At 58.2% G+C, this 20597-nt stretch carries 16 protein-coding genes; 15 read left to right on the top strand and 1 reads right to left on the bottom strand.

Annotated features, from left to right (window positions below):
• The first annotated feature begins 34 nt into the window (after positions 1-34).
• The 10 genes from V8J88_RS11915 (at position 35) to V8J88_RS11870 (ending at position 16260) form a co-directional block, all read left to right on the top strand.
• Positions 35-973: a patatin-like phospholipase family protein gene (locus V8J88_RS11915; protein WP_338849756.1), complete on the top strand. Its 939-nt coding sequence runs from the start codon at positions 35-37 to the stop codon at positions 971-973.
• Between the two features lie 351 nt (positions 974-1324).
• The gene (locus tag V8J88_RS11910; RefSeq protein WP_338849755.1) at positions 1325-2236 is read left to right on the top strand and encodes a hypothetical protein; all 912 of its coding nucleotides are present in this window, start codon (positions 1325-1327) and stop codon (positions 2234-2236) included.
• A gap of 85 nt (positions 2237-2321) precedes the next feature.
• Entirely contained in the window at positions 2322-3365 is a 1044-nt protein-coding gene (locus tag V8J88_RS11905; RefSeq protein ID WP_338849754.1) for a DUF4214 domain-containing protein, read from the top strand.
• A gap of 247 nt (positions 3366-3612) precedes the next feature.
• Complete coding sequence (locus V8J88_RS11900) at positions 3613-5715, top strand: glycosyltransferase (protein ID WP_338849753.1); 2103 nt, start codon at positions 3613-3615, stop codon at positions 5713-5715.
• Positions 5712-8126 carry a glycosyltransferase family 2 protein gene (locus V8J88_RS11895; protein ID WP_338849752.1) on the top strand — a complete coding sequence of 805 codons (2415 nt, stop codon included), beginning with the start codon at positions 5712-5714 and terminating at the stop codon, positions 8124-8126. Before V8J88_RS11900 ends, V8J88_RS11895 begins: the two co-directional genes overlap by 4 nt.
• On the top strand, positions 8123-8833 hold the full coding sequence (locus V8J88_RS11890; RefSeq protein WP_338849751.1) for a methyltransferase domain-containing protein: 711 nt from the start codon (positions 8123-8125) through the stop codon (positions 8831-8833). The genes V8J88_RS11895 and V8J88_RS11890 overlap by 4 nt, the downstream gene beginning before the upstream one ends.
• The gene (locus V8J88_RS11885; RefSeq protein ID WP_338849750.1) at positions 8830-10029 is read left to right on the top strand and encodes a glycosyltransferase; all 1200 of its coding nucleotides are present in this window, start codon (positions 8830-8832) and stop codon (positions 10027-10029) included. Before V8J88_RS11890 ends, V8J88_RS11885 begins: the two co-directional genes overlap by 4 nt.
• A gap of 9 nt (positions 10030-10038) precedes the next feature.
• Positions 10039-11469, top strand: a complete 1431-nt coding sequence (locus V8J88_RS11880; protein WP_338849749.1) for a methyltransferase domain-containing protein — start codon at positions 10039-10041, stop codon at positions 11467-11469.
• 269 nt (positions 11470-11738) lie between these two features.
• The gene (locus V8J88_RS11875; RefSeq protein WP_338849748.1) at positions 11739-12869 is read left to right on the top strand and encodes a hypothetical protein; all 1131 of its coding nucleotides are present in this window, start codon (positions 11739-11741) and stop codon (positions 12867-12869) included.
• Between the two features lie 10 nt (positions 12870-12879).
• Positions 12880-16260, top strand: a complete 3381-nt coding sequence (locus tag V8J88_RS11870; protein WP_338849747.1) for an AMP-binding protein — start codon at positions 12880-12882, stop codon at positions 16258-16260.
• Between the two features lie 142 nt (positions 16261-16402).
• Here V8J88_RS11870 and lexA read toward each other — a convergent pair whose 3' ends face one another.
• Positions 16403-17116 carry a transcriptional repressor LexA gene (gene lexA, locus V8J88_RS11865; RefSeq protein WP_338849746.1) on the bottom strand — a complete coding sequence of 238 codons (714 nt, stop codon included), beginning with the start codon at positions 17114-17116 and terminating at the stop codon, positions 16403-16405.
• Between the two features lie 394 nt (positions 17117-17510).
• On the opposite strand from lexA, the gene rpsF reads away from it, so the two are divergent.
• The 5 genes from rpsF (at position 17511) to V8J88_RS11840 (ending at position 20538) form a co-directional block, all read left to right on the top strand.
• On the top strand, positions 17511-17876 hold the full coding sequence (rpsF, locus tag V8J88_RS11860; protein ID WP_338849745.1) for a 30S ribosomal protein S6: 366 nt from the start codon (positions 17511-17513) through the stop codon (positions 17874-17876).
• A 12-nt stretch (positions 17877-17888) separates the two neighbouring features.
• A complete protein-coding gene (gene priB / locus V8J88_RS11855; protein ID WP_338849744.1) occupies positions 17889-18173 on the top strand; it encodes a primosomal replication protein N in 285 nt (94 codons plus the stop codon).
• A 35-nt stretch (positions 18174-18208) separates the two neighbouring features.
• Entirely contained in the window at positions 18209-18499 is a 291-nt protein-coding gene (gene rpsR / locus V8J88_RS11850) for a 30S ribosomal protein S18 (RefSeq protein ID WP_338849743.1), read from the top strand.
• Positions 18500-18523: 24 nt separating this feature from the next.
• Entirely contained in the window at positions 18524-18976 is a 453-nt protein-coding gene (gene rplI, locus V8J88_RS11845) for a 50S ribosomal protein L9 (RefSeq protein ID WP_338849742.1), read from the top strand.
• A 176-nt stretch (positions 18977-19152) separates the two neighbouring features.
• Positions 19153-20538 (top strand): replicative DNA helicase, encoded by a 1386-nt coding sequence (locus tag V8J88_RS11840; protein ID WP_338849875.1) that lies wholly within the window; start codon positions 19153-19155, stop codon positions 20536-20538.
• The last annotated feature ends 59 nt before the right edge of the window (positions 20539-20597 follow it).

Here is a 20597-nt window from a genome sequence, read left to right as displayed (position 1 = left end):
TACTGCCGCCTTTCTGTTTTGATAAGCGTTTCGCATGGATTCCTGCCTTTCCCGCCGCCGTTTCAGCAAGCGCATCAGTTTGAGTCTGTTGGCCGGCATCGCGCTCTCCCTTTCCGCATGCAAGACCACTGAAGCCCCGGTGCAGGCGCCTGTGCAAACGCCGGCGGCGCTAAAGCAAATCAAAAAAGTCAAAATCGGCCTGGCCCTGGGCGGTGGCGCAGCGCGCGGCTTTGCCCATATCGGCGTTATCAAAGTATTGGAACAGCAGGGCATTGTGCCGGACGTGGTGGTCGGCACCAGCGCCGGCAGCGTGGTCGGCGCACTGTACGCCGCCGGCAATAATGGCTTCGCCTTGCAAAAAATGGCGCTGGAAATGGACGAGGCCGGCATCACTGACTGGACCGTGCCGCTGTTTGCCAAGGCCAGCGGCGTGCTCAAAGGCGAAGCGCTGCAAACCTATATAAATAAGGCGGTCAAAGAACAACCGCTGGAAAAGATGAAAATCCCGTTTGGCGCCGTCGCCACCGATTTGCATAACGGCGATCCGGTCTTATTCCGGCGCGGCAACACCGGCATGGCGGTGCGCGCATCCTCCTCCGTACCCTCAGTGTTTCAACCTGTGAAAATCGGCGAAAAATCGTATGTGGACGGCGGCTTGGTGGCCCCGGTGCCGGTGCGTCACGCCCGTGAAATGGGGGCGGATCTGGTGATCGCGGTGAATATATCCTCGCAGCCGGAAGCGCAAAGCGCCAACAGCTCACTTGATATCCTGTTGCAGACCTTCGCCATCATGGGCAAGCGTTTGAATCACCATGAGCTGAAAGAGGCCGACATTGTGATTCAACCCGCCTTGGGAACCATGAAAGGCAGTGATTTCGCCTCACGCAATCAGGCGATTTTGGCAGGAGAGCAGGCAGCGTTTGCAGTAATGCCACAGTTGAAACAGAAATTGAAGCAAATGCGCGAACAGTAAGCAAAAGCGGCGTATCATGCGCCCTGTTGAGCTTTACTGTGGTGGGCTTTGGCAACGGGACGCAGGGGGCGGCGCAAGCTGCGGCATTTCACTCCGGTCCCGTATTTTTCTCTGGAAAGTTATCCACAGAAATGCATGGATGAGGCGTTGAAAATCAGCTTGAAATTCGCCCTTATTGCCTATAATCCTTGCATAGGGCTGAAAAAAAGCGCTATGCTAACTGCAGTGCAGCAAACCCGGAAAAGTGAGCCGGCGCCCGAAATGCAAATGCATCCGCGCCGCAAAAATGTGAAAACAGGGACGGAGCGTAAAAAAGTGACTGTCCCGGGTTTGATAAGCGAAAAGAGGAAAATGGAAATCTCCAGCTCAATTGTCAATTTGCAGCCAGGTCTGTATGTGCTGCGCCACCCCAAGACTGAAGGCGTCAGCCTTTCTGTAACGCGCGGGCCGAATTGCCTTGCGCAAATTGAAATGCTCGCCACCCCGAATACTCATGGCAGTTTGCTGCGCAATGGCGCCGACTGCATCGTCATGCTGATTCAGCATGCGCCGGCGGAACTGCTCGTGACCGCCATCTCCGCCACCCCACTGACAAACAGCGTTGAACTGCGGGTTGACCGCATCGGCCTTGACGCTGGCGGTGCGGCTGCATTGCCTCAGGCTGCGCCAGGCGCGCCAGCCGCTTCCACCCTGACCAGCCCGCCGCGCCCGATAGAAATCGGGCCGCACGGCATCAGCATCATCGGCCATATCGAACGCGAAGGCGATGTGGTGGCGGCGGAAGGCCAGATTTTGGGCAAGCCGGACGATGGTCTGCGCCTGGAAGGCTTTCAGTTGATGTGGCCGGACAAGCCGGAAGGCGTCGATTTGGCCTACAACGTTTCAATCGAAGGATATGGCGCCACCCCGGTGGTGCACACAGGCGGATTTTGCGGCACGCGCGGAGAAGCGCGCCGGATCACAGAAGTCACGTTTACACTGATAGGCCCACAGGCTTCGGCATACCAATTGGATGGTATGGCGACGTTTTCTGGCGGGTTTCAGGTGCCGGTTGAGTCCGGCATGCCGCTGGGTGGGCCGAGCGGCATGGAACACTTGACTGCGATTTGTCTTAAAACAGTCGCTGCGGGAGCAAAGCGCAATCCCTGGAATGACACCGCCAAGACCCGGGTGTACCGTGGCAAAGCGGCCAGGGAGGGCGTCACAGAAGCGAAGGAAAGCAAAAAAGCTGGCAGCAGATCAGCAAAGTCCAGGCAGGCATGATGCAGCGGTTTGTTATACAACAAGCAGTCTGCATGATGCCCGCCTTTTTGGCCCCAGCGTAACAGTCCAATAGGAGAGTTTTGCTATGTATGATTCAGACACAACAGTAGTTTCAGATGCTCTGAAAAATGCGTCACCGGTAATCTTTACTGACGATACGATCAGTAAGATTTTGAATTTAACAACCAAGACCGGCGATGACAAAGTCACCATCACCACAGCTGAACCTGATGCAAGCGGTAATGTGACCGTGGCATCCGGCACGGAAGTGGTGTACATCCCGTCTTCGGACACCGCGCCGACCACCATCAAGCCGCCGACGAATGCGCCTGTGGTGATCTTCCAGGGCAAGGGCGGTGTGATCGCCACCCTGAACGATGGCGTGAGCGTGCCTGCCAGCGATCCGGGTAAAGTTGACCGTATCGTGGTCGGCACCGCCGGTAACGACAAGATCATCGTTGCTGACGCGCGCAATACTCAGATTATTCTGGGTTCGGGTGATTCCTCAGTTACTACCGGCTCCGGCGTGGATACGGTGCAGGCTGGCTTGGGCAACAGCACAATTACCGGCGGTTCCGGCGATTATGCGGTGGTCAAGCTGGGCGGCAGCGCTACCAACTACACTGTGACCGTGAACAACGGCCATGCTGTGGTGACTGATAAGACCACTACCAAAGTGACCGATATCAGCAAGATCCAGTACGTGCAGCTCGATGGCGGCAAGGCCCTGGTATTCGCCAAGGATTCCGTGGAAGCGGCTATTTCCACCCTGTACGAAACCGCGTTTGGCCGTACTGCCGATGCTGGCGGTCTGGACTACTGGTTCGATCTCGGTCGCGGCGGCGCAACGCTCAAGCAAATCGCTTCTGCCTTTACCGCATCGGCTGAGTTTGCTGCCAAGGCTGCGTTGTCCAACACCGACTTCGTCAATGGTCTGTATCAAAACACCTTTGGCCGTGATGGTGAAGCTTCCGGTATTGCTTACTGGACGGATGCTTTGGCCAATGGATCGACGCGTGCTGACCTCATCGTTCAGTTCTCGCAACTCGGCGCCCAGAATATTGCCGGCACGATCCACACTGAAGCGCAGGTTATCGGTAACGTCTCCATCGTTTCCGGCATCATCTGATCAATCGGCCATCCTGGCAATTGCAGGGTGGCTGGTTTTTCAGCGTAAGAACAAAACCACATGCGCAGCTGCGCATGTGGCTTTGCTTTTTTTGCGATATGTTTATTTTGCAAGTGTTTCAGCGGCCTTGTCTTCCAGCATTGCAGATGTTGTGCGCATCTATCGCAGCCAGTCTGCTCACAGTGTGGACGCCGCATAGCCGGGCCGCGTCAAGCGCGGCAGTTTTCCCGCAACTGAGTGATAGCCTTTGAAAAGTACAGCCAATCCGGATGGCGCCAGCCATTCCAAGCTGACACAGGCGGGCAAAGGCAGTGAAGCGCAGAGCGCTTCTGCTTGGACGCGCCGTTTGTGCAGCGATACCCAGCGCGATGAAGCCTTATTGCAGCAGGCCTTGCAGGCGTTTGCCCAGGGCGATGCAGCGTATGCCTTGGTGCTGAGTGAAACCGTGTGCCGCCGCTTGCCTTCTTTGGGCCTTGCCGCCATCTTGCGCGCCCGTATTCTGCAAGCACATTGGCCGGCATTACAACTTGAGGCTTGGCGCAAAGCCTTTGCCGCCGAACCCGATTTTCCCGATTTACAACTGGCTTGCGCAGAGCAATTGGCTGGCGCAGGACAACAGGACGAGGCGCGCCGCCTTTTGCTGTGCTGCTTGCCGCAAGCCATGCGCGCCAACGCCGCCCAAGCGCACTTGCAACTCTTGCGCAAACTTGGGCAATCTTATGCAGCCGTTTGCTGGCGCGAAGGCGATGTGCTGCATGCCCGCGCCAGCATTTTGCAAGATGGCTATTGCTTACCCCCCTTGCGCATACAAAATCACACGCAGAGCATGGAAGTGGCTTGGCCGCAAGATGGGCAGATCCGGATCCCGCTGTCAGCCTTGCCGCCGGGTGATCCGGTGTATGCGCTGAATCTGGCCGGGCAAAGCCTGTCCGGCTCGCCGCTGGCCTTTGCCCCCTTGCTGCCGGGCGTCATGCAGGGGCCGGATAAAAAGCGCCGCGCCGCCAAAGCAGCGCTGGGGCCGCGCAGCAAAATGTTTAAACGTCCCTTGCGCATTTTACTGCCGGTGCATGCCGGCGTGGAGCAGGTGCGCGCCTGTCTGGAATCCTTGTACGCCTGCGCGCCGCTGGCGGCGGCCAGCTTTTCAATCTGGATCGCCGCCGATGCGGTGCATGAAGCCGGGCTGCACGCATATTTGCAGCAGGAAGCCACGGCCTGCCGTATCCGCCTGCTGCACAATCCGCGCAATCTGGGTTTTCTGGAAAACGTCAATCGCGCCTTGCAAACCATGCAGGAAGAATACGGTGCAGAGCTTGGCGATGTGCTGATGCTCAATGCCGATACGCGCGTCGCTGGCGACGCCTTATTGCGCCTGCGTCAGAGTTTGCACAGCGCTGGCGATATCGGCGCGGTCACGCCCTGGTCTAATAATGGCGAGATCAGCAGCTTCCCCTGGCTGGCGCACAGCGTGGCCGAGCCTGATGCGGCGCAATTGGATGCACTGCAGCAAGCCGCCGCCAGCCTGCCCGACACCCTTTACCCCCTGCCTGCAGCCTGCGGTTTTTGCATCATGTATAAACAGGAAGCGATTCTGGATGTGGGCGGCTTGGATGGCAGCTTATTGCAGCGCGGTTATGGTGAAGAAGTGGATTGGTGCATGCGCGCGCGGCGCGCCGGCTGGCGCATCATGCTGTGTCCGCGCGCCTTTGTGGCGCATGCCGGCGGGGTTTCTTTCGGGATTGAAAAAAGCGTTCGGGTGCGGCAAAACAAACTGGCCTTGCAGGGCCGCTGGCCGGATTACTGGAACGAGTGGCGGCGTTTCTTGCGTCATGACCCCTTGAGCACGGTGCGTCAGGCATTATTTGACGCGCTGCAAGCCTGGCCGCAAGCGAATGACTGGTTGCAAGCGCAGATACAGCAGGCCGGGCGCGCCCATGGCGCCATAGCGCCAGCCGGGGCCAGCTCTTTGCGCTGGCTGGCGGTATGGCTCAGGCCGCATGAAGTGCAATGGGAGGCGCAAGTTTTGGCCTTGGCGCACGCGCTGGGCGCTTATCCGGAATGGCGCCTGCTGGTGTTTGGCGAAGCCGAAGAAAACCTGTGGCGCAGTGGGGTGGCCTTGATCCTGCCGCCGCAAGCCCACAGCAGTCTGCTCAAACCCGCCGACTGCATGCGCTTACTGAATTGTCACGCGCTCCTGCATGCGCCGGCCCCGGCTGCGCCCGCCTTGCATGGCGCCATGCCGGATTGGGACGGTGAAGTATTGTGTCCCGCACCACAACACAGTGCGCTGCAAATCTTACAAGCGCTGAAAATCGCCCCAAGCAGGCGCCGCAAAAAGGAGCGCGCCGCATGAGCGCGTGGCGCGGAGACATTGAAGCATGCGCCGACGGCCTGTTGTATGGCTGGGCCGTGAATTGCGCGCAACCGCAGCAACGCGTCACGCTGGAAGTGTTGCTGGATGGCGAGCTGGTGCAAATCCTGCTGGCGGATTGCCATCATCCGGGCTTGCCGGATTGCGGTCAGGCCGACGAGTGTCATGGTTTTGTGCTGGATCTGTCGCGCTTTATGCAAAGCAGCGGCGATTTGCAATTACGCGTCGCCAATGGCGGCCCGATGCTGGGCCGGCCCTGGCCGCTCAAGCAAGTGCAAGCCGCTCAGAGCGGTTGGCGGCAATTGGTGTTTTCGGATGGCGGCCTGCGTTTGCTGGGATGGGCGCGCGACCCGCATTACCCCGACCGCATTGTGCAAGTGCAAGCCTGGCAAGGCCAGCGTTTGCTGGCGCAGGGCAAGGCGGACAGCTGGCATCCTGCGATGCGAGGTTTGAAACTGGGACACCATGGTTTCGTGCTTGATTTGCCGGCCAGTTTGGCCGATGGCGGCTTGCACCGGGTGCGGGTGCAGACAGCGGACGGCGAAGAATTGCCCGGCAGTCCGCTCGATGTTTGCCTGTACGCGCCGCCGCCGCAAGGAGAGCAGAGCATGCAAGCCTTGCTGCAGCAATATCAGCGCTATGCGCCGCACAGCCTGGGCTGGCCGGCCTATGCGGACTGGCGCAGCGACTGGGATTGGGGCGCGCGCAGCGATTTGTTGCCCGCCGCCGCCCCCGCCGCCATCGTGGTCGTGCTGTATGGCCCGGCGCAAGCCGATTGGCAGAGCAGTTTGCACAGTCTGGCGCAAAGCGGCGTCACTTGCATTATCTGGCGCTTGGATGAGGAAGGCTGGCGGCGCCTGTCGCCAGAGCCGCAAAAGCTGCGCGCCAAGCATGCCGCCAAACCCGACCTGTTGCAAGATTTGGCGCAGGCGCAAGCCATGTTGTGCCTGCGCGCCGGCGACAGCTTACGTCCGGCGGCATGCCTGCAATTATGGCAGGCGCTGTGCCTGAGTCAGGCCGATGCGGTATATGCCGACAGTGAACATGCGCAGGGTGCGGATTGGCAAGCCTGGTTGAAACCGGCCTGGAATCTGGACTATGCCCTGGCCAGCGATATGGCGCTGGAAGGTCTGATGTGCCGCGCCGCGCTGGCCTTGGCGCAGGCCGGCAAATTGGAAAAACTGGCTGATTGGACTGCCTTGCCGGCCTGGAGCTGGCGCTGTCTGGCGGCCGCGCAAGACAATATCGCGCATTGGCCGCATGTGCTGTACCGCATGCAGCGCCCGCTGCCACGAGAAGAAAGAATCGCCCGCGCCGGGGCCGCACAAGCCATCTTGCAGCAGCATACGCCGGGCGCGCGTTTGCGCAGCTTGCAACAGATTGCCGCATTGGCGCCGGATTCGGTGTTGCCGCCGCGCCGGATTGTGGAGAGCGATGGCGATTGGTATGCGATGCGCAGCTTGCATTGGCCCAAAGTTGCGGCGGCGGAATTGATTTCCATCATTATCCCCACGCGCGACGCCTTGTCCTTGCTGCAGAGCTGCCTGGACAGCCTGCGCCAATACGCCAATCAGGCGCCCTATGAAATTCTGATTGCCGACAATGACAGCCGCGAGCCGGAAACGCTGCAAGCCTTTGCCGCCTGGCGCAAGCAGGGGGTGCGCATCATTTCCTGTCCGGGCGCGTTTAATTTTTCCCGCATCAATAATCAAGCCGCCGCTGCCGCGCGCGGCGACAGTCTGCTGTTTTTAAATAATGATGTGCAAGCCCTGCACCCCGGATGGCTGGACGCCATGCAGCAACGCCTGCGCCTGCCCGGCGTGGCTGCGGTCGGCGCCAAATTGCTCTGGCCCAATGGCATGGTGCAGCATGGCGGCGTGTTGCTCGGCGTGGCTGATGTCGCCGGCCACTACGGCAATTGCTGGCATGAAACCGAACCCGGCGCCTTTGGCCGCAATCAGCTGGATTGCCGCGTCAGCTGCGTCACCGCCGCCTGCATGCTGGTGCGGCGCAGCGCGTTTGAGGCGCTCGGCGGCTTTGATGAGCAGGCTTTCCCGGTCGCTTTTAATGATGTCGATCTGTGTTTGCGCCTGCGGCAGCAGGGCGGGGCGGTGTTGTGGACGGCGCAAGCTTGTCTCTTGCACGCCGAATCCGCAACCCGGGGACATGAAGACAGCATGCAGAAAAAAGCCCGCGCGCGGCGCGAAATTTACGCCCTGCGCCAACGCTGGGGCGCAGCGCTGCAAAGCGATCCGGCCTATCATCCGGCGCTCAATCTTGAGGCCCAGGCCCCATCTTTTTCCGGGCTGGCGCTGCCGCCGCGCGCACGCTTGCTGCGCCCCGCGCTGGACGCCTGGCCGGCCCGTTTGACATACGATCTGAAGGAGACATGATGCATCCCGCCAATCCGGCAGAACTGGACATCCCGGTTTCTCACAGCCTCCCCAGTCCTTATCTTGAATCCGGCCTTGCGCTCGATCCGCATGCGCATTCCAGCAGCACGGCTGAGTTGCGCTATGTCTTGCATGTCGGTTGCGGACGCGCGGCGCCGGAGCGCCTGCCGGCCTGCTTCAGAAATCCGCAATGGCGCGAAGTGCGTCTGGACATTGACCCGGCGGTGGAGCCGGATGTGGTGGCCAGCATCACCGATTTATCCGTGGTGCAAGACGCTTGCGTCGATGCGGTTTGGTCATCGCACAATCTGGAGCATCTGGAAGCCTATCAAGTGCCGCTGGCGCTGGCTGAATTCCGGCGCGTTTTGAAAAGCGATGGCTTTGCCTTGATCACCTTGCCGGATCTGCGCGCGATTGCGCGCCAGATTCTGTCCGGTAATCTGGAAAACACCTTGTATGAAGCGCCCTGCGGCCCGATCCGCCCGATTGATATGTTGTTTGGCCATCAGGATTCACTGGCGGCAGGCAAGGTGTACATGGCGCACCGTTGCGGCTTCACTGCCGACACCCTGGGACAGGCGCTGGCCGAAGCCGGCTTTGACGAGGTGCGCGTGATTGAAGGTAAGCGCTGGGATTTATGGGCCCTGGCGACGATGCCGGATATTGACCCGGCCATTTTCGATGAATTAGCTAAAGTTTCAGCATGAATTATTTATTTATCCACCAGAATTTCCCTGGCCAGTTTGTCCATCTTTCTCAAGCCTTGGCGGAGCGGCCCGGCAATCGCGTAGTGGCGCTGGCGATGAATAAAAACCCGGCCCCGGCCAAGGTTGAAGTCCATCATTACAATCTGCTGCGCCGTCCGGCTGAGCAAGTGCATCCGATGTTGCAAGACATGGAAAGCAAGGTGTTGCGCGGCGAAGCATGCGCCGCCAAAGCCATGCAGCTCAAGCACAGCGGTTTTACGCCTGACATTATTGTGGCGCATCCCGGCTGGGGCGAACCGCTGTTTCTCAAAGACGTTTTTCCGCGCGCCAAAGTCGTGATGTATTGCGAATTTTTCTACGGCATGGAAGGGCGGGATGTCGGCTTTGACCCTGAATTGCCGCAAATGACCTTTGATAAACAATGCATATTGCGCCTGAAAAATAACGCCAATCTGCATGCCTTGGATATTGCCGACGCAGCGATTTCGCCGACCGAGTGGCAAAAAAGCACGTATCCGGCCTGGGCCCACAACAAGATTTCTGTGATTCATGACGGCATCCGCAGCGATCGCTTGCAACCGCGCGCAGACGCCCGCATCCGTCTTGGACGCGAAGGGCAGTTGCAGGAATTCGGCCCCGGCGCGGAAATTTTGACCTATGTGGCGCGCAATCTGGAAGCGGTGCGCGGCTTTCATATTTTCATGCGCAGCCTGCCGCACATTCTCAAAAAGCGCAAAAAAGCGCGCGTGGTGGTGGTGGGCGGCGACGATGTCAGCTACGGCGCGCGCTTGCCCGGCAATCTGACCTGGCGCGAACATATGTTGCGCGAAGTGGGCGAGGGGATTGATTTAAGCCGCGTCCATTTTGTCGGCAAAGTGCCATACGGCACGTATCTTGACTTGTTGCAAGTGAGCAAAGTGCATGCCTATTGGACCACACCGTTTGTATTGTCCTGGTCGTTTTTGGAAACTGCGATTTCAGGCGCGCCGCTGATCGCCTCCGCCACCCAGCCGGTGCTTGAATTTGCCGAGGAACTGGGCGTGCGCACGGTCGGCTTTTTTGATCACAAAGGCTTTGCCGAGGCGATTTGTGAAGAGCTGGCAAGGCCGCCGGTGGCGCGTCAGGCCAAATTTTTGCAAAGAATTGAACACGATTGGTGTTTGCAACGCCAGCTCGATTTACTGGCGCAACTGTAAGGACAAGATATGGCATACCAGAGTTTTCCCGGCCAGGCTGGCGATTCAGACAGCCAGGCTAAATTGCAAGCCTTGCGTCTGCCAGCGCTGAGCGGCGCCCGGGTGCTGGATCTGGGTTGTAATGAAGGCTATTTTTCCGCCTATGCGCAGTATGCCGGCGCGCGCGAAGTGATCGGAATCGACATCAACCCCGATTTTATTGCACGCGCCCGGCAACGTTTTCCGGCCTCAAGCTATCCCGGCCTGCAATTTATCGTGCAAAGCTGGGAGCAATTGCCGCCCGGCGAATTTGATCTGATCCTGCTCACTTCCTCCCTGCATTACGCCACCGACCAGACGGAGCTGATTACGCGCCTGATGTCGGCCTTAAGCCCCGGCGGCGTGCTGGTGTTGGAAATCGGCGTGGCGGCGGGCGAGCACGCACAATGGCAGGAAGTGGCGCGCTCGCGCGATGTTTGTCTGTATCCGACCTGGGGCCAAATCCACCAGACTTTCGCACCCTGGGTCTGGAAAGAAGTCGGGCCTAGCGTGGCGCAAGCCGGCGATCCGATCCCGCGCCATGTGTTCCACCTGCGCCGCCGTTTGCCATTTGCCTGGCTGATGTTGCAAATTCCCGGCAGCGGCAAAAGCACCATCAGCCGCGCCTTGTTTGCGCAACAGCAATGCTGCCTGATTTCCGGCGACCAGAGTATGCTGGCCCTGGCGGCAGAGCAGGGCGACGCCGCCGATGTGCAGCTGGCGCAAGCGGTGCGTCAGGATTTCAATCCAGCCCAACTCGACGCCGCCATGCGCCGTGTGCTGACGCAAGGCTTATTGCCGCGTCTGTTGGCGTATTGGTTGCAACAGGCGCAAGGCCAGGATTTTGCGCTGGATGCTTTTTTGCCTTTGGAATATCACGCCGCCTTGCGCGAGGCTTTGCAACAAGCCGGGTATTGCCCTGTGCAGATCATGGCTTACCACCCTGGCGTTGGCATGGCGCCGCAGATAGATGCACAGCAAATGGCGCACAGCTGGCGCCAGCTTTTAGCGGCACAGGCAGCCGCCGCCAACCAAGACCAGACCTGCGTGGTGCGACTCTTGCCGCAACTGCCATTTACCGGCGTGCGCGGGCATTGGGATCATTTAAGGCTGGCTGATGGCCGCATCTGGCTGTCCGGCTGGGCCGTGAATGATGAGGGCCGCCTGCCGCGCTATGTGCAAATCCGCATCGGCCAGCAATCTGTTCTGATCGACAATTTCCGCCAGCGCACGCGCGTCGATGTGCAACAGTATTTCAAACTTGATCACCCCATGCTGGGCTGGGAAATCAGTCTGGATGCGCCTGCAGATGCGACGCGCGAGGACCTGTTGCGGCAAATCAGCATCTATGGCGGCAACGATCCTGCCTCTATGTACGGGCCATTTGGCATCGCACCCTATGGCGTAAAAGAGCACCCCTGATAGAAAAGGGCGCCAGCGACTGGCTTGGCATGCGACCCTGCTTTACAAAAAAACAGGGTCGCAGACGAATACAAAAATTGCTATATAGATATCAATTTGCATGTATGTGAAAGGAAAATTTTCACTTTATTTCCAATTGACAACAAAAACACTGTGTCCATACTCCCGCTGCTTGAACGACATCGCCCCAAAACCCGGCGTATGCAGTCATCAAAATGCGGCAGCGCCGGGTTTGCGGGTTATCTCAACCCAATTCAAACAGGTGCTCTATGGCATATGCGCAAGCTTCCTTGCAAGGTTCCGGCATCGCCCTGCCGGCCCGCGTTGACACGCAGCGTTTTACCGAAGTTGATCAGGAAATGCGCGCGCGCCACGGCCAGAGCCGTGAAACGCGTGAATCGATTAAACGCTTTGTCGGTAATTCCCGCATCAATGTGCGGCACTCGATCAACCCCTGTTGGGTCGCGCCGGAAGATCGTGATCCGGCGATTGAAGACATTTTCACCCCCTACGATTTCGACCCGCCTTACCATGTGCGCGCCAAATTCTGGCATGAGCATGCGCCGCAGTTAGCCATCAAAGCCGCGCGCGCCGCCATGGCTGACTGGGGTGGCCCGGCTTCAGAGATTACCCATGTGGTCACCACCAGCACCACCGGCTGGGCTGAACCGGGGATTGCAGTCGCCATCATCGATGCGCTCGGCTTGTCAGAAGACACACGCAAAATCGAAATCAATATCAATGGCTGTTTCTGCGGCGCCAGTTGCATGCGCACTGCGCGCGACATCGTGCGCGGCGGCGAAGCCGGCTCGGTGCTGGTGGTGGCGGTGGAATTGGCCTCGGTGCAGTACAACATCACCGAAACTGATATGTCCAGCCTGGTTTCTTCCGCCCTGTTTTCCGACGGGGCCGGCGCGGTAGTGATCGGCTCCGGGCCGGGCCGCTGGCGCTTTGAACAAGCCGGCATGTCCCTGGTGCCGGATTCGCGCCATTTGCTTGGTCTGACCCCGGATTATGAAAACGGCTCGAATGCGACCAAGATGTTTTTAAGTCCGGATGTCGGCAAAGCATTGGCGCGCTACTTCCGTGAAATGCGCGGTAAAGGCTTGCTTGATGACATGCTGAACTGGCGCCAGCATGGCAAGCCTGCCTTGGCAGTGCACCCGGGCGGGCCGAATATTCTGGAAGGCATGAACGGCGTATTTCTGGAGCGCGGTTTTGCCGATGACTGTCTGGCGGCGTCTTATACCACCTTGCGCGAAACCGGCAATCTGGGTTCCGCTGCAATGCTGTTTGTGCTGCACGATTTATTGCAATCGATTCAGCATCCGGAATTGATCTACCTTGCATTCGGGCCTGGCGTCACGGTCGAATGGGGGCGTATGATCAAGTGCGCATAAGGAGTGCGCCATGCAACCGTCTCCCTCACACATCCTGCACGGCTTGTATGAGATCTGTGCGCGTGATCCGCAGCGCACCCTGTTCGTATTTGTCGATGAAATGGGGCGCGAAGTCGAACACCGCAGCGCAGCGCAATTGGTCGAGCGCATCGAAAGACTGGCGAATTATCTGGTGGAAGGTTGCGGGTTGCAGCGCGGCGATGTCGCGCTGCTGATTTATCCGCCCTCGATGGAATTTGTCGAAGCGTATGCCGCCTGCCTGTTAGCCGGCATCATCGCCGCGCCGGTCTATCCGCCGAATGTGGCGCGGCCGCAAAATGATTTATTGCGCTTAAACAAGGTGGCGCAGCAATCCAAGGCCAAGGCCATGCTGACCAACCGCGCCTACCGCTGGGCGGCGCGCATGAGCAGCGCTAAAGACATGTTCAGCGGCAGCAATGCGCGTTGGCCGGAATTGCCATGGTATGTCACGCAAGGCTTGTCCTGGTTTGGCTCGCGTAAATTGCAGGCGTATGAGGCGCAGGCTGATGATGTGGCGATTTTACAATTCACCTCCGGCTCGACCTCGATTCCCAAAGGGGTGCGCATTACCCACCGCAATCTGATGCATCAGCTCGACTTGAACGCCGATCTGCTGGGGATTGAAGAGGATTCGCGCCTGGCGATGTGGGTGCCGCAATACCACGATCTGGGTTTGATCAGCGGCATTACCGCCGTTTTGCGCGGGCGCGGTTGCCTGTGGTTTATGTCGCCGCTGGCGTTTTTAAAGCGTCCCGCCGCCTGGTTTGATATGTTGCACAATGTGCGCGCCACGCATACCGCCTCGCCCAATTTCGGCTATGAGCTGGCGGTGCGCAAAACCACCCCGGAGCAGCGTAAAAACTGGGACTTGCGCAGCCTGAAAGTCTTCATGAATGCGGCAGAACCCATCGTGCCGGAAAGCATGGATAACTTTATGCGCGAATTTGCCGCCAGCAAGCTCGATGCGGCGGCCTTTTGTCCGGCTTATGGCCTGGCCGAACACGCGGTCGGCGTCACGATTTATGGGCGGGGACGCATCAGAATCGACCGCGCCACCCTGGTCGAGCGGCGCTATGCGCGGATTGATGATGCGCATGGCGAGCTGGAACTGTTTGCGTGTGGCAGCCCGCGCGCCGATGTCAAACTCGCCATCGTCGCGCACGGAGAGAATCAAGCTTTGCCCGAACGCAATGCCGGCGAAATCTGGGTGCAATCGGATAGCGTGGCGGATGGTTATGAAGGACAGCCGGAACTCAGCCGCGAATTTTTCCAAGCCCAATTGCAAGGCCATACTGGCTACTGGCTGCGCACCGGCGATATCGGCTTCATGCATGAAGGCCAGCTCTACATCACCGGACGGTTAAAAGACCTGGTCATCATCCGTGGCCGCAATATGCACCCGGAAGATATCGAAGAATCGGTGCGGCGCTGTCATCCCGGCATTCGCGCCGGGGGGGTGGTCGCATTTGCTGTGCCAGGGCAGGGCACAGAAGACTTGGTGTTGTTAGCTGAAGTCAATGACCCCGAACATGATAATCTGGATGAGATTTTGCAGACGCTGAAATACCGCATCGGCGAAGTCTGGCAATTGCAAGCCACGGTCGGCCTGGTAGCCCCGAAAACCTTGCGTAAAACCACCAGCGGCAAAATCCAGCGCGCCGCCAACCGGCAAGCTTATCTGGGCCAGCAATTTGAGTTGCTGCAAGTCAATCAAGTGCGTCTGGCCGACTCGCACCTGGCCTTGGCCGATCTGGATGTGCGCGCCACCTTGCGCGACTTGCCGTTGGAAGATCGCTTAGGCTGGATGGTGGAATTTGTGCGCCAGCATGCGCAAAGCAAGATGAGCGGCGACTTATCAGGCTTTGGCGCGCGTGACTTTTTGCCAGACGCCGGGCTGGATTCGGTGGCGGCGGCGGAAATTTTAATGTCGCTGGAAGAGCGCTTGCAAGCCGGCTTGAATAACAGCCTGTTTGTGCAACATCCCACCCTGGGCGGCGCAGCGGCGCGCATATTAGAGAGCTTGCAAATCGAATTCATGGGTGAAGAAGCGCCGATTGAAGCCGAAACGGCGATGGATTTCCGCCCCGCGCACCGCTCCATGGCTCCGGCCTCCACCCGCGTCGCCATGGTTGGCGGCGGCGTTGGCGCGCTGGTGGCGGCGCTGGAGATGGCGCGCTGCGGCTACCGCGACATCACCATCTTTGAAGCCGACAGCGAAGTCGGCGGCAAAGTCCTGACCCACACCACCGCCGATGGCGAACACATCGAGCTGGGGCAAAACGTCATGACCGATACCTATGATCTGATTATGGAATTGGCGCATGAATTGGGCTGTCCAGTGGAGAATATGGAATCGGTATTGCGCTTTTGGGACGAGGAATATGGTTTTGAAGAGCCGCCATTGCGCCGCACCGCGCGCCCCTGGTTCCAAAACTTTTTGAAAGCCGGACGCCTGCAGGCCAATCTGCGCCTGCCATTCCCCAGCATGATTGACCCTGCGCACGATATCAGCATGCTCGACTTCATGAAAACGCAACGCCTGCGCAGCCCGCACCCCATGTATTACATTGATTGGAATGCCATGGGTTACGGCTTGGATCACAGCATTTCTGCGGCTTACACCCTGGCTTATTTTGATGTGATTGGTTTGCTCGGCAATATTTGCTATTTCAAAGACGGCAATCGCAGCCTGTGGCGCAAGCTGGCGCAACATCTGGAGCAGGATTGGGGCGTGAAAATCCTGCGCAATACCCGGGTGGAGCAAGTGCGCGGCGGCGCGGCGCATGCCGAGCTGCGCGTGCAAGGCGAGTGGCGCGAGTTTGATGAAATCCTGCTTGATTTGCCGCCGGATCAATTGCAAGGCGTGTTGCATCCTGATGAGGCATTTGCGCCATATCTTGATCGCTTCCAATACTTTGGCTATGTGGTGTATGGCTTCCGCGCCACCGGCTTGCTGCAGGAAGGCATGGTGGTTTATCCGCACCATATGAGCAGCCTGGGTAAAACCTTGTTATTGCAATCCTGCCATCAACACAAGGGTTGGTATATTGCCTGCATGTTCAGTGCAGATGCGGGCGGCGCCAATCTGCAATGGCTGGATGAAGCCGCTATGCGTGAGGAGTTGCGCGCGCAAGTGCAGCGCATGGGCGGGGAAATCACCGAGTTTGGCGTGTACAGGCACTGGACGTATTTCCCGCATTTGCGCGAAAACGTGGTGAACACGATGCGTGAAATTGAGGGCTTGCAAGGGCAGCGTCATCTGTGGGCGACCGGTTCCTGGCTTTCCTTTGAAACCATCGAGCACGTCGCGCGCCATGCACGGCATTTGGTGCGCACTTGCTTTGATCCTTCGTTTGCGATGCAGGATTAGGGGCTTGTGAAGGCTGGAATCGTCTGATTCAAGCAAGTCCGCAAATCACGGGCTTGCTTTGAATCAGACCGCTGCGCCATGGCGCCAACTTGATGCGGGCGCGGCACTTATGCAAAACGCGGCTTTTCTGCCGCGTTTTGCATTAATGCCAGCTTCGCAATAAACCCACCGCCAAGCCTTCCAGCGCAAATTCTTCACTGTCAGCCGCGACCCGGATCGGTTTGAAATCCGGGTTTTCCGGCAGCAGTTCAATCACATTGCCGCTGCGCTGATAGCGCTTGACCGTGACTTCTTCGCCGATGCGCGCCACCACGATCTGACCGTTGCGTGCGCTGTCCACTTTTTTCACCGCCAGCAAATCGCCTTCCAGAATGCCGATATCCTTCATCGATAAGCCGCGCACCTTCAGTAAATAATCCGGCTTGGCGGAAAACAGCGAAGGATCGACATTGAAAGTGGTTTCCACATGTTCCTGCGCCAGAATCGGCGCGCCTGCCGCGACCCGGCCCACCAGCGGCAGCGCCAGCAGATGCGGCGCCGCTAAGGCGGCCACAGGGAGGGCAGGGGAGGATGGCGCGCTTCTGGCGCTGTGTTCTTTGATGGTGTCGGAAATGGCGGCCGGGCCGGTGCCGGGCAGAACGCCCATATTGCGCAGGCGGATGCCGCGTGAGGTGCCGGGGGCGATGTCGATCGCGCCTTTGCGCGCCAGCGCTTGTAAATGTTCTTCCGCCGCATTGGCGGAACGGAAGCCCAATTCCGCCGCGATTTCCGCGCGTGTCGGCGGAAAGCCGGTGTTTTCAATCGCCTGCCGGATCAAATCCAGGATTTGCTGTTGGCGTGCTGTCAGTTTTAACATATTCTTTCCCCAGTGAGATGGCTGCGCGGCGCAAACCGCACTTGCCGGACGCGCTTGACTGCATCGCATCCAACGCCCCGTCATTGCACACAGCGGCCCGGCGCTGCCATTGGCGGCAGACAGCCGGGATGCGCTTTGCTGTGCATATAAACAGTCTGTATTTTTGTACAGCTTGAATGCAAAATGCAAGCAGAATCTGCGCAAATCCACTAAAAATTGCTGCAGTACAGCGCATGATCGCGAGAAACAGCCCGCCGCCGCAGATTTTCCAGGCCGAAAATGCGTATAAGCCTTGTCAAGCCGGATCTGATCCGGTATAGTCTCGGGCTTTTCTTCCCACACCCGCGTTGACGCCGGGGTGGGCGTTTCCTCAAACTGTCCATAAGGAGTTTGCATGCGTCATTATGAAATCGTATTTATCGTACACCCCGATCAAAGCGAGCAAGTGCCCGCCATGATCGAGCGTTACAAGTCCACCGTCACCAGCCGCAGCGGCGTGATCCACCGCGTGGAAGATTGGGGCCGCCGTCAACTGGCTTACCCGATCCAAAAACTGCCGAAAGCGCACTATATCTGCATGAACATCGAGTGCGACCATGACACCCTGGTCGAACTGGAAACCGCGTTCAAGTTCAATGACGCCGTGCTGCGTCACCTCACCGTGAAGATGAAAAAAGCCGAAACCGCACCGTCGCCGATGATGAAATCGGTGCAGCGCGATGACGCTAAAAGCCATCGTAACGAAGCACAGGCAGCCTGACTTTAATTCGCAGTGAACCGTTTTTCCCTGCAAGCCGCGATTATCGAGCGCGAAGCAATGCGTTATACGCCGGCCGGCATCCCGATTGTGAATGCGACGCTGTTTCACAGCGGCGCGCAAATCGAAGCCGGGATTGAGCGCAGAGTCGAAATCGAAGTGACTTGTCAGGCGGTCGGCGCACTGGCGCAAAGACTGGCGGATTTGTCAATGGAGCGCAGTTATCTGTTTCACGGCTTCATGGCGAAAAAGCACCGCCAGGGTAAAAGTCTGGTCATGCATATCATGGACATCGCCTGAATCTTCAGGCACAGCAAAGACACAGGAGCCTCATCATGGCATTCGGTAAGAAGTTTGACAAAAACAAGATGAAGTTGAAGGAAAAGCGCAAACAGCAAAATCCGCTGTTCAAGCGTAAGAAGTTCTGCCGCTTTACTGCGGCGCATGTGGAATCGGTGGACTACAAAGACATCGACACCCTGAAGGACTTCATCCAGGAAAACGGCAAAATCATGCCGGCCCGCCTGACCGGCACCAAGGCGCTGTATCAGCGTCAGGTTGACACCGCGATCAAACGCGCCCGTTATCTGGCCTTGCTGCCGTACACCGACCTGCATACGGCGTAATTTCAAGGCATCCTGGAGAAAAACATGCAAATCATTTTGTTGGAAAAAGTCATTAATCTGGGCAATCTGGGCGATGTGGTGCGCGTCAAAGATGGTTACGCGCGCAACTTCCTGATCCCGCAGAAGAAAGCCCGCCGTGCGACTGAAGCCGCCGTGGCTGAATTTGAAGCCCGCCGCGCTGAGCTGGAAAAAGCCGCCGCCGCTACGCTGGCTGCTGCACAAGAGCAAGGCAATAAACTGTCCGGTCTGACCGTGCAAATCACGCAGAAAGCCGGCGTGGATGGCCGTCTGTTCGGTTCTGTCACCAACCACGACATCGCTGACGCACTGTCCAAGCAGGGTTTCCCGCTGGCCAAGGCGCAAGTGCGTATGCCGAATGGCCCGCTGAAAGTGGTGGGCGATCACGGCGTGTCGGTTGCTTTGCATACCGACGTGGTGGTTGATGTCACCGTGTCTGTGTTGGGCGAGCACGCTTAATCGCAGGCGCTACGGCGCATGAAAAATGCCGGGTTTTCGCACCCGGCATTTTTTTGTCCAAACGCAGGCGTTCATACCTGATGATTGTGACAAGAGTGTGACATTTCCCTCTAATTTTTTGATTCCTGCAGGTAACATATGTTAAGCCGCACAGGGAAACAGGTATAATGCGCGCCATGAACGCCGCCGCAGATCCGCAAATCGAAGCCTTGCGCATCCCACCCCATTCAATTGAAGCCGAGCAATCGGTGCTGGGTGGTTTGCTGCTGGATAATGCCGCCTGGGATCGGATTGCCGATTTTATCCGGGCGGAAGACTTTTACCGTTACGATCATCGCGTCATTTTCGAGACGCTGGTGAAACTGATCAACGCCAGCAAACCGGCTGACGTGATCACCGTCTATGAAGCCTTGACCACACTGGGCAAGGCGGATGAAGTGGGCGGCCTGGCTTATCTGAACGCACTCTCGCAAAACACCCCGTCTGCCGCCAACATCCGGCGCTATGCCGAAATCGTGCGCGATCGCGGCATCTTGCGCAAACTGGTCACGGTGGCCGATGAAATCGCCTCCAATGCCTTGAATCCGCAAGGCAAGGAAGTCAAGCAGATGCTGGACGAGGCTGAATCCAAGATTTTCGCCATCGCCGAAGAAGGCTCGCGCGGGGCCAAGGGCTTTGTCGCGATTCAACCACTGTTGACCCAGGTGGTGGAGCGCATTGATGAGCTGTACAACCGCGACAGCAGCAGTGAAATCACCGGCGTGCCGACCGGCTTTATCGATCTCGACCGCATGACCTCGGGTTTGCAGGCCGGCGATCTGGTGATTGTGGCGGGGCGTCCTTCCATGGGTAAGACCGCGTTTTCGATCAATATCGGTGAAAACGTGGCGATTGATTCCGGTTTGCCGGTGGCGGTGTTTTCCATGGAAATGGGCGGCGCCCAGCTTGCCATGCGTATGCTGGGTTCGGTCGGCAAGCTCGATCAAGGCCGTTTGCGCACAGGTAAATTGGTTGATGAAGACTGGCCGCGTTTGACCTACGCGATTCAAAAGATGAATGAGTGCCAGTTTTACATTGATGAAACGCCGGCCTTGAATCCGATTGAATTGCGGGCCCGTTCGCGCCGCCTCTCGCGCCAATGCGGCAAACTCGGTTTGATCATCGTTGACTATTTGCAGTTGATGACCGTCAGTTCGCCGGGGGATAATCGCGCGGCGGAAATTTCTGAAATTTCGCGCGGCTTGAAAGGGCTGGCGAAAGAATTGCATTGTCCAGTGATTGCGCTGTCGCAGCTCAACCGCTCATTGGAACAACGTCCGAACAAACGCCCGGTCATGTCCGACTTGCGTGAATCGGGCGCTATTGAGCAGGATGCGGACGTGATCCTGTTCATTTACCGCGACCAGGTGTATAACCCGGATTCGCCGGACAAGGGCACTGCCGAAATCATCATCGGCAAGCAACGGAATGGCCCGATTGGCGCAGTGCGGCTGGCCTTTTTGGGTGAATTCACCAAGTTTGATAATTATGCCGGGCCGAATGCGGTGTTCGACAACGAATAAGCCCGGCGGATAACGATTACCGGACCCATCCTTCTTTGAATGCGCAGCATGCGCTAACT

Origin of the sequence: Massilia sp. W12, from assembly GCF_037300705.1 — a bacterium.
In the GTDB taxonomy this organism is placed as follows: Bacteria; Pseudomonadota; Gammaproteobacteria; order Burkholderiales; family Burkholderiaceae_D; genus JACPVY01.
This window is presented reverse-complemented; position numbering and strand designations above follow the sequence as displayed.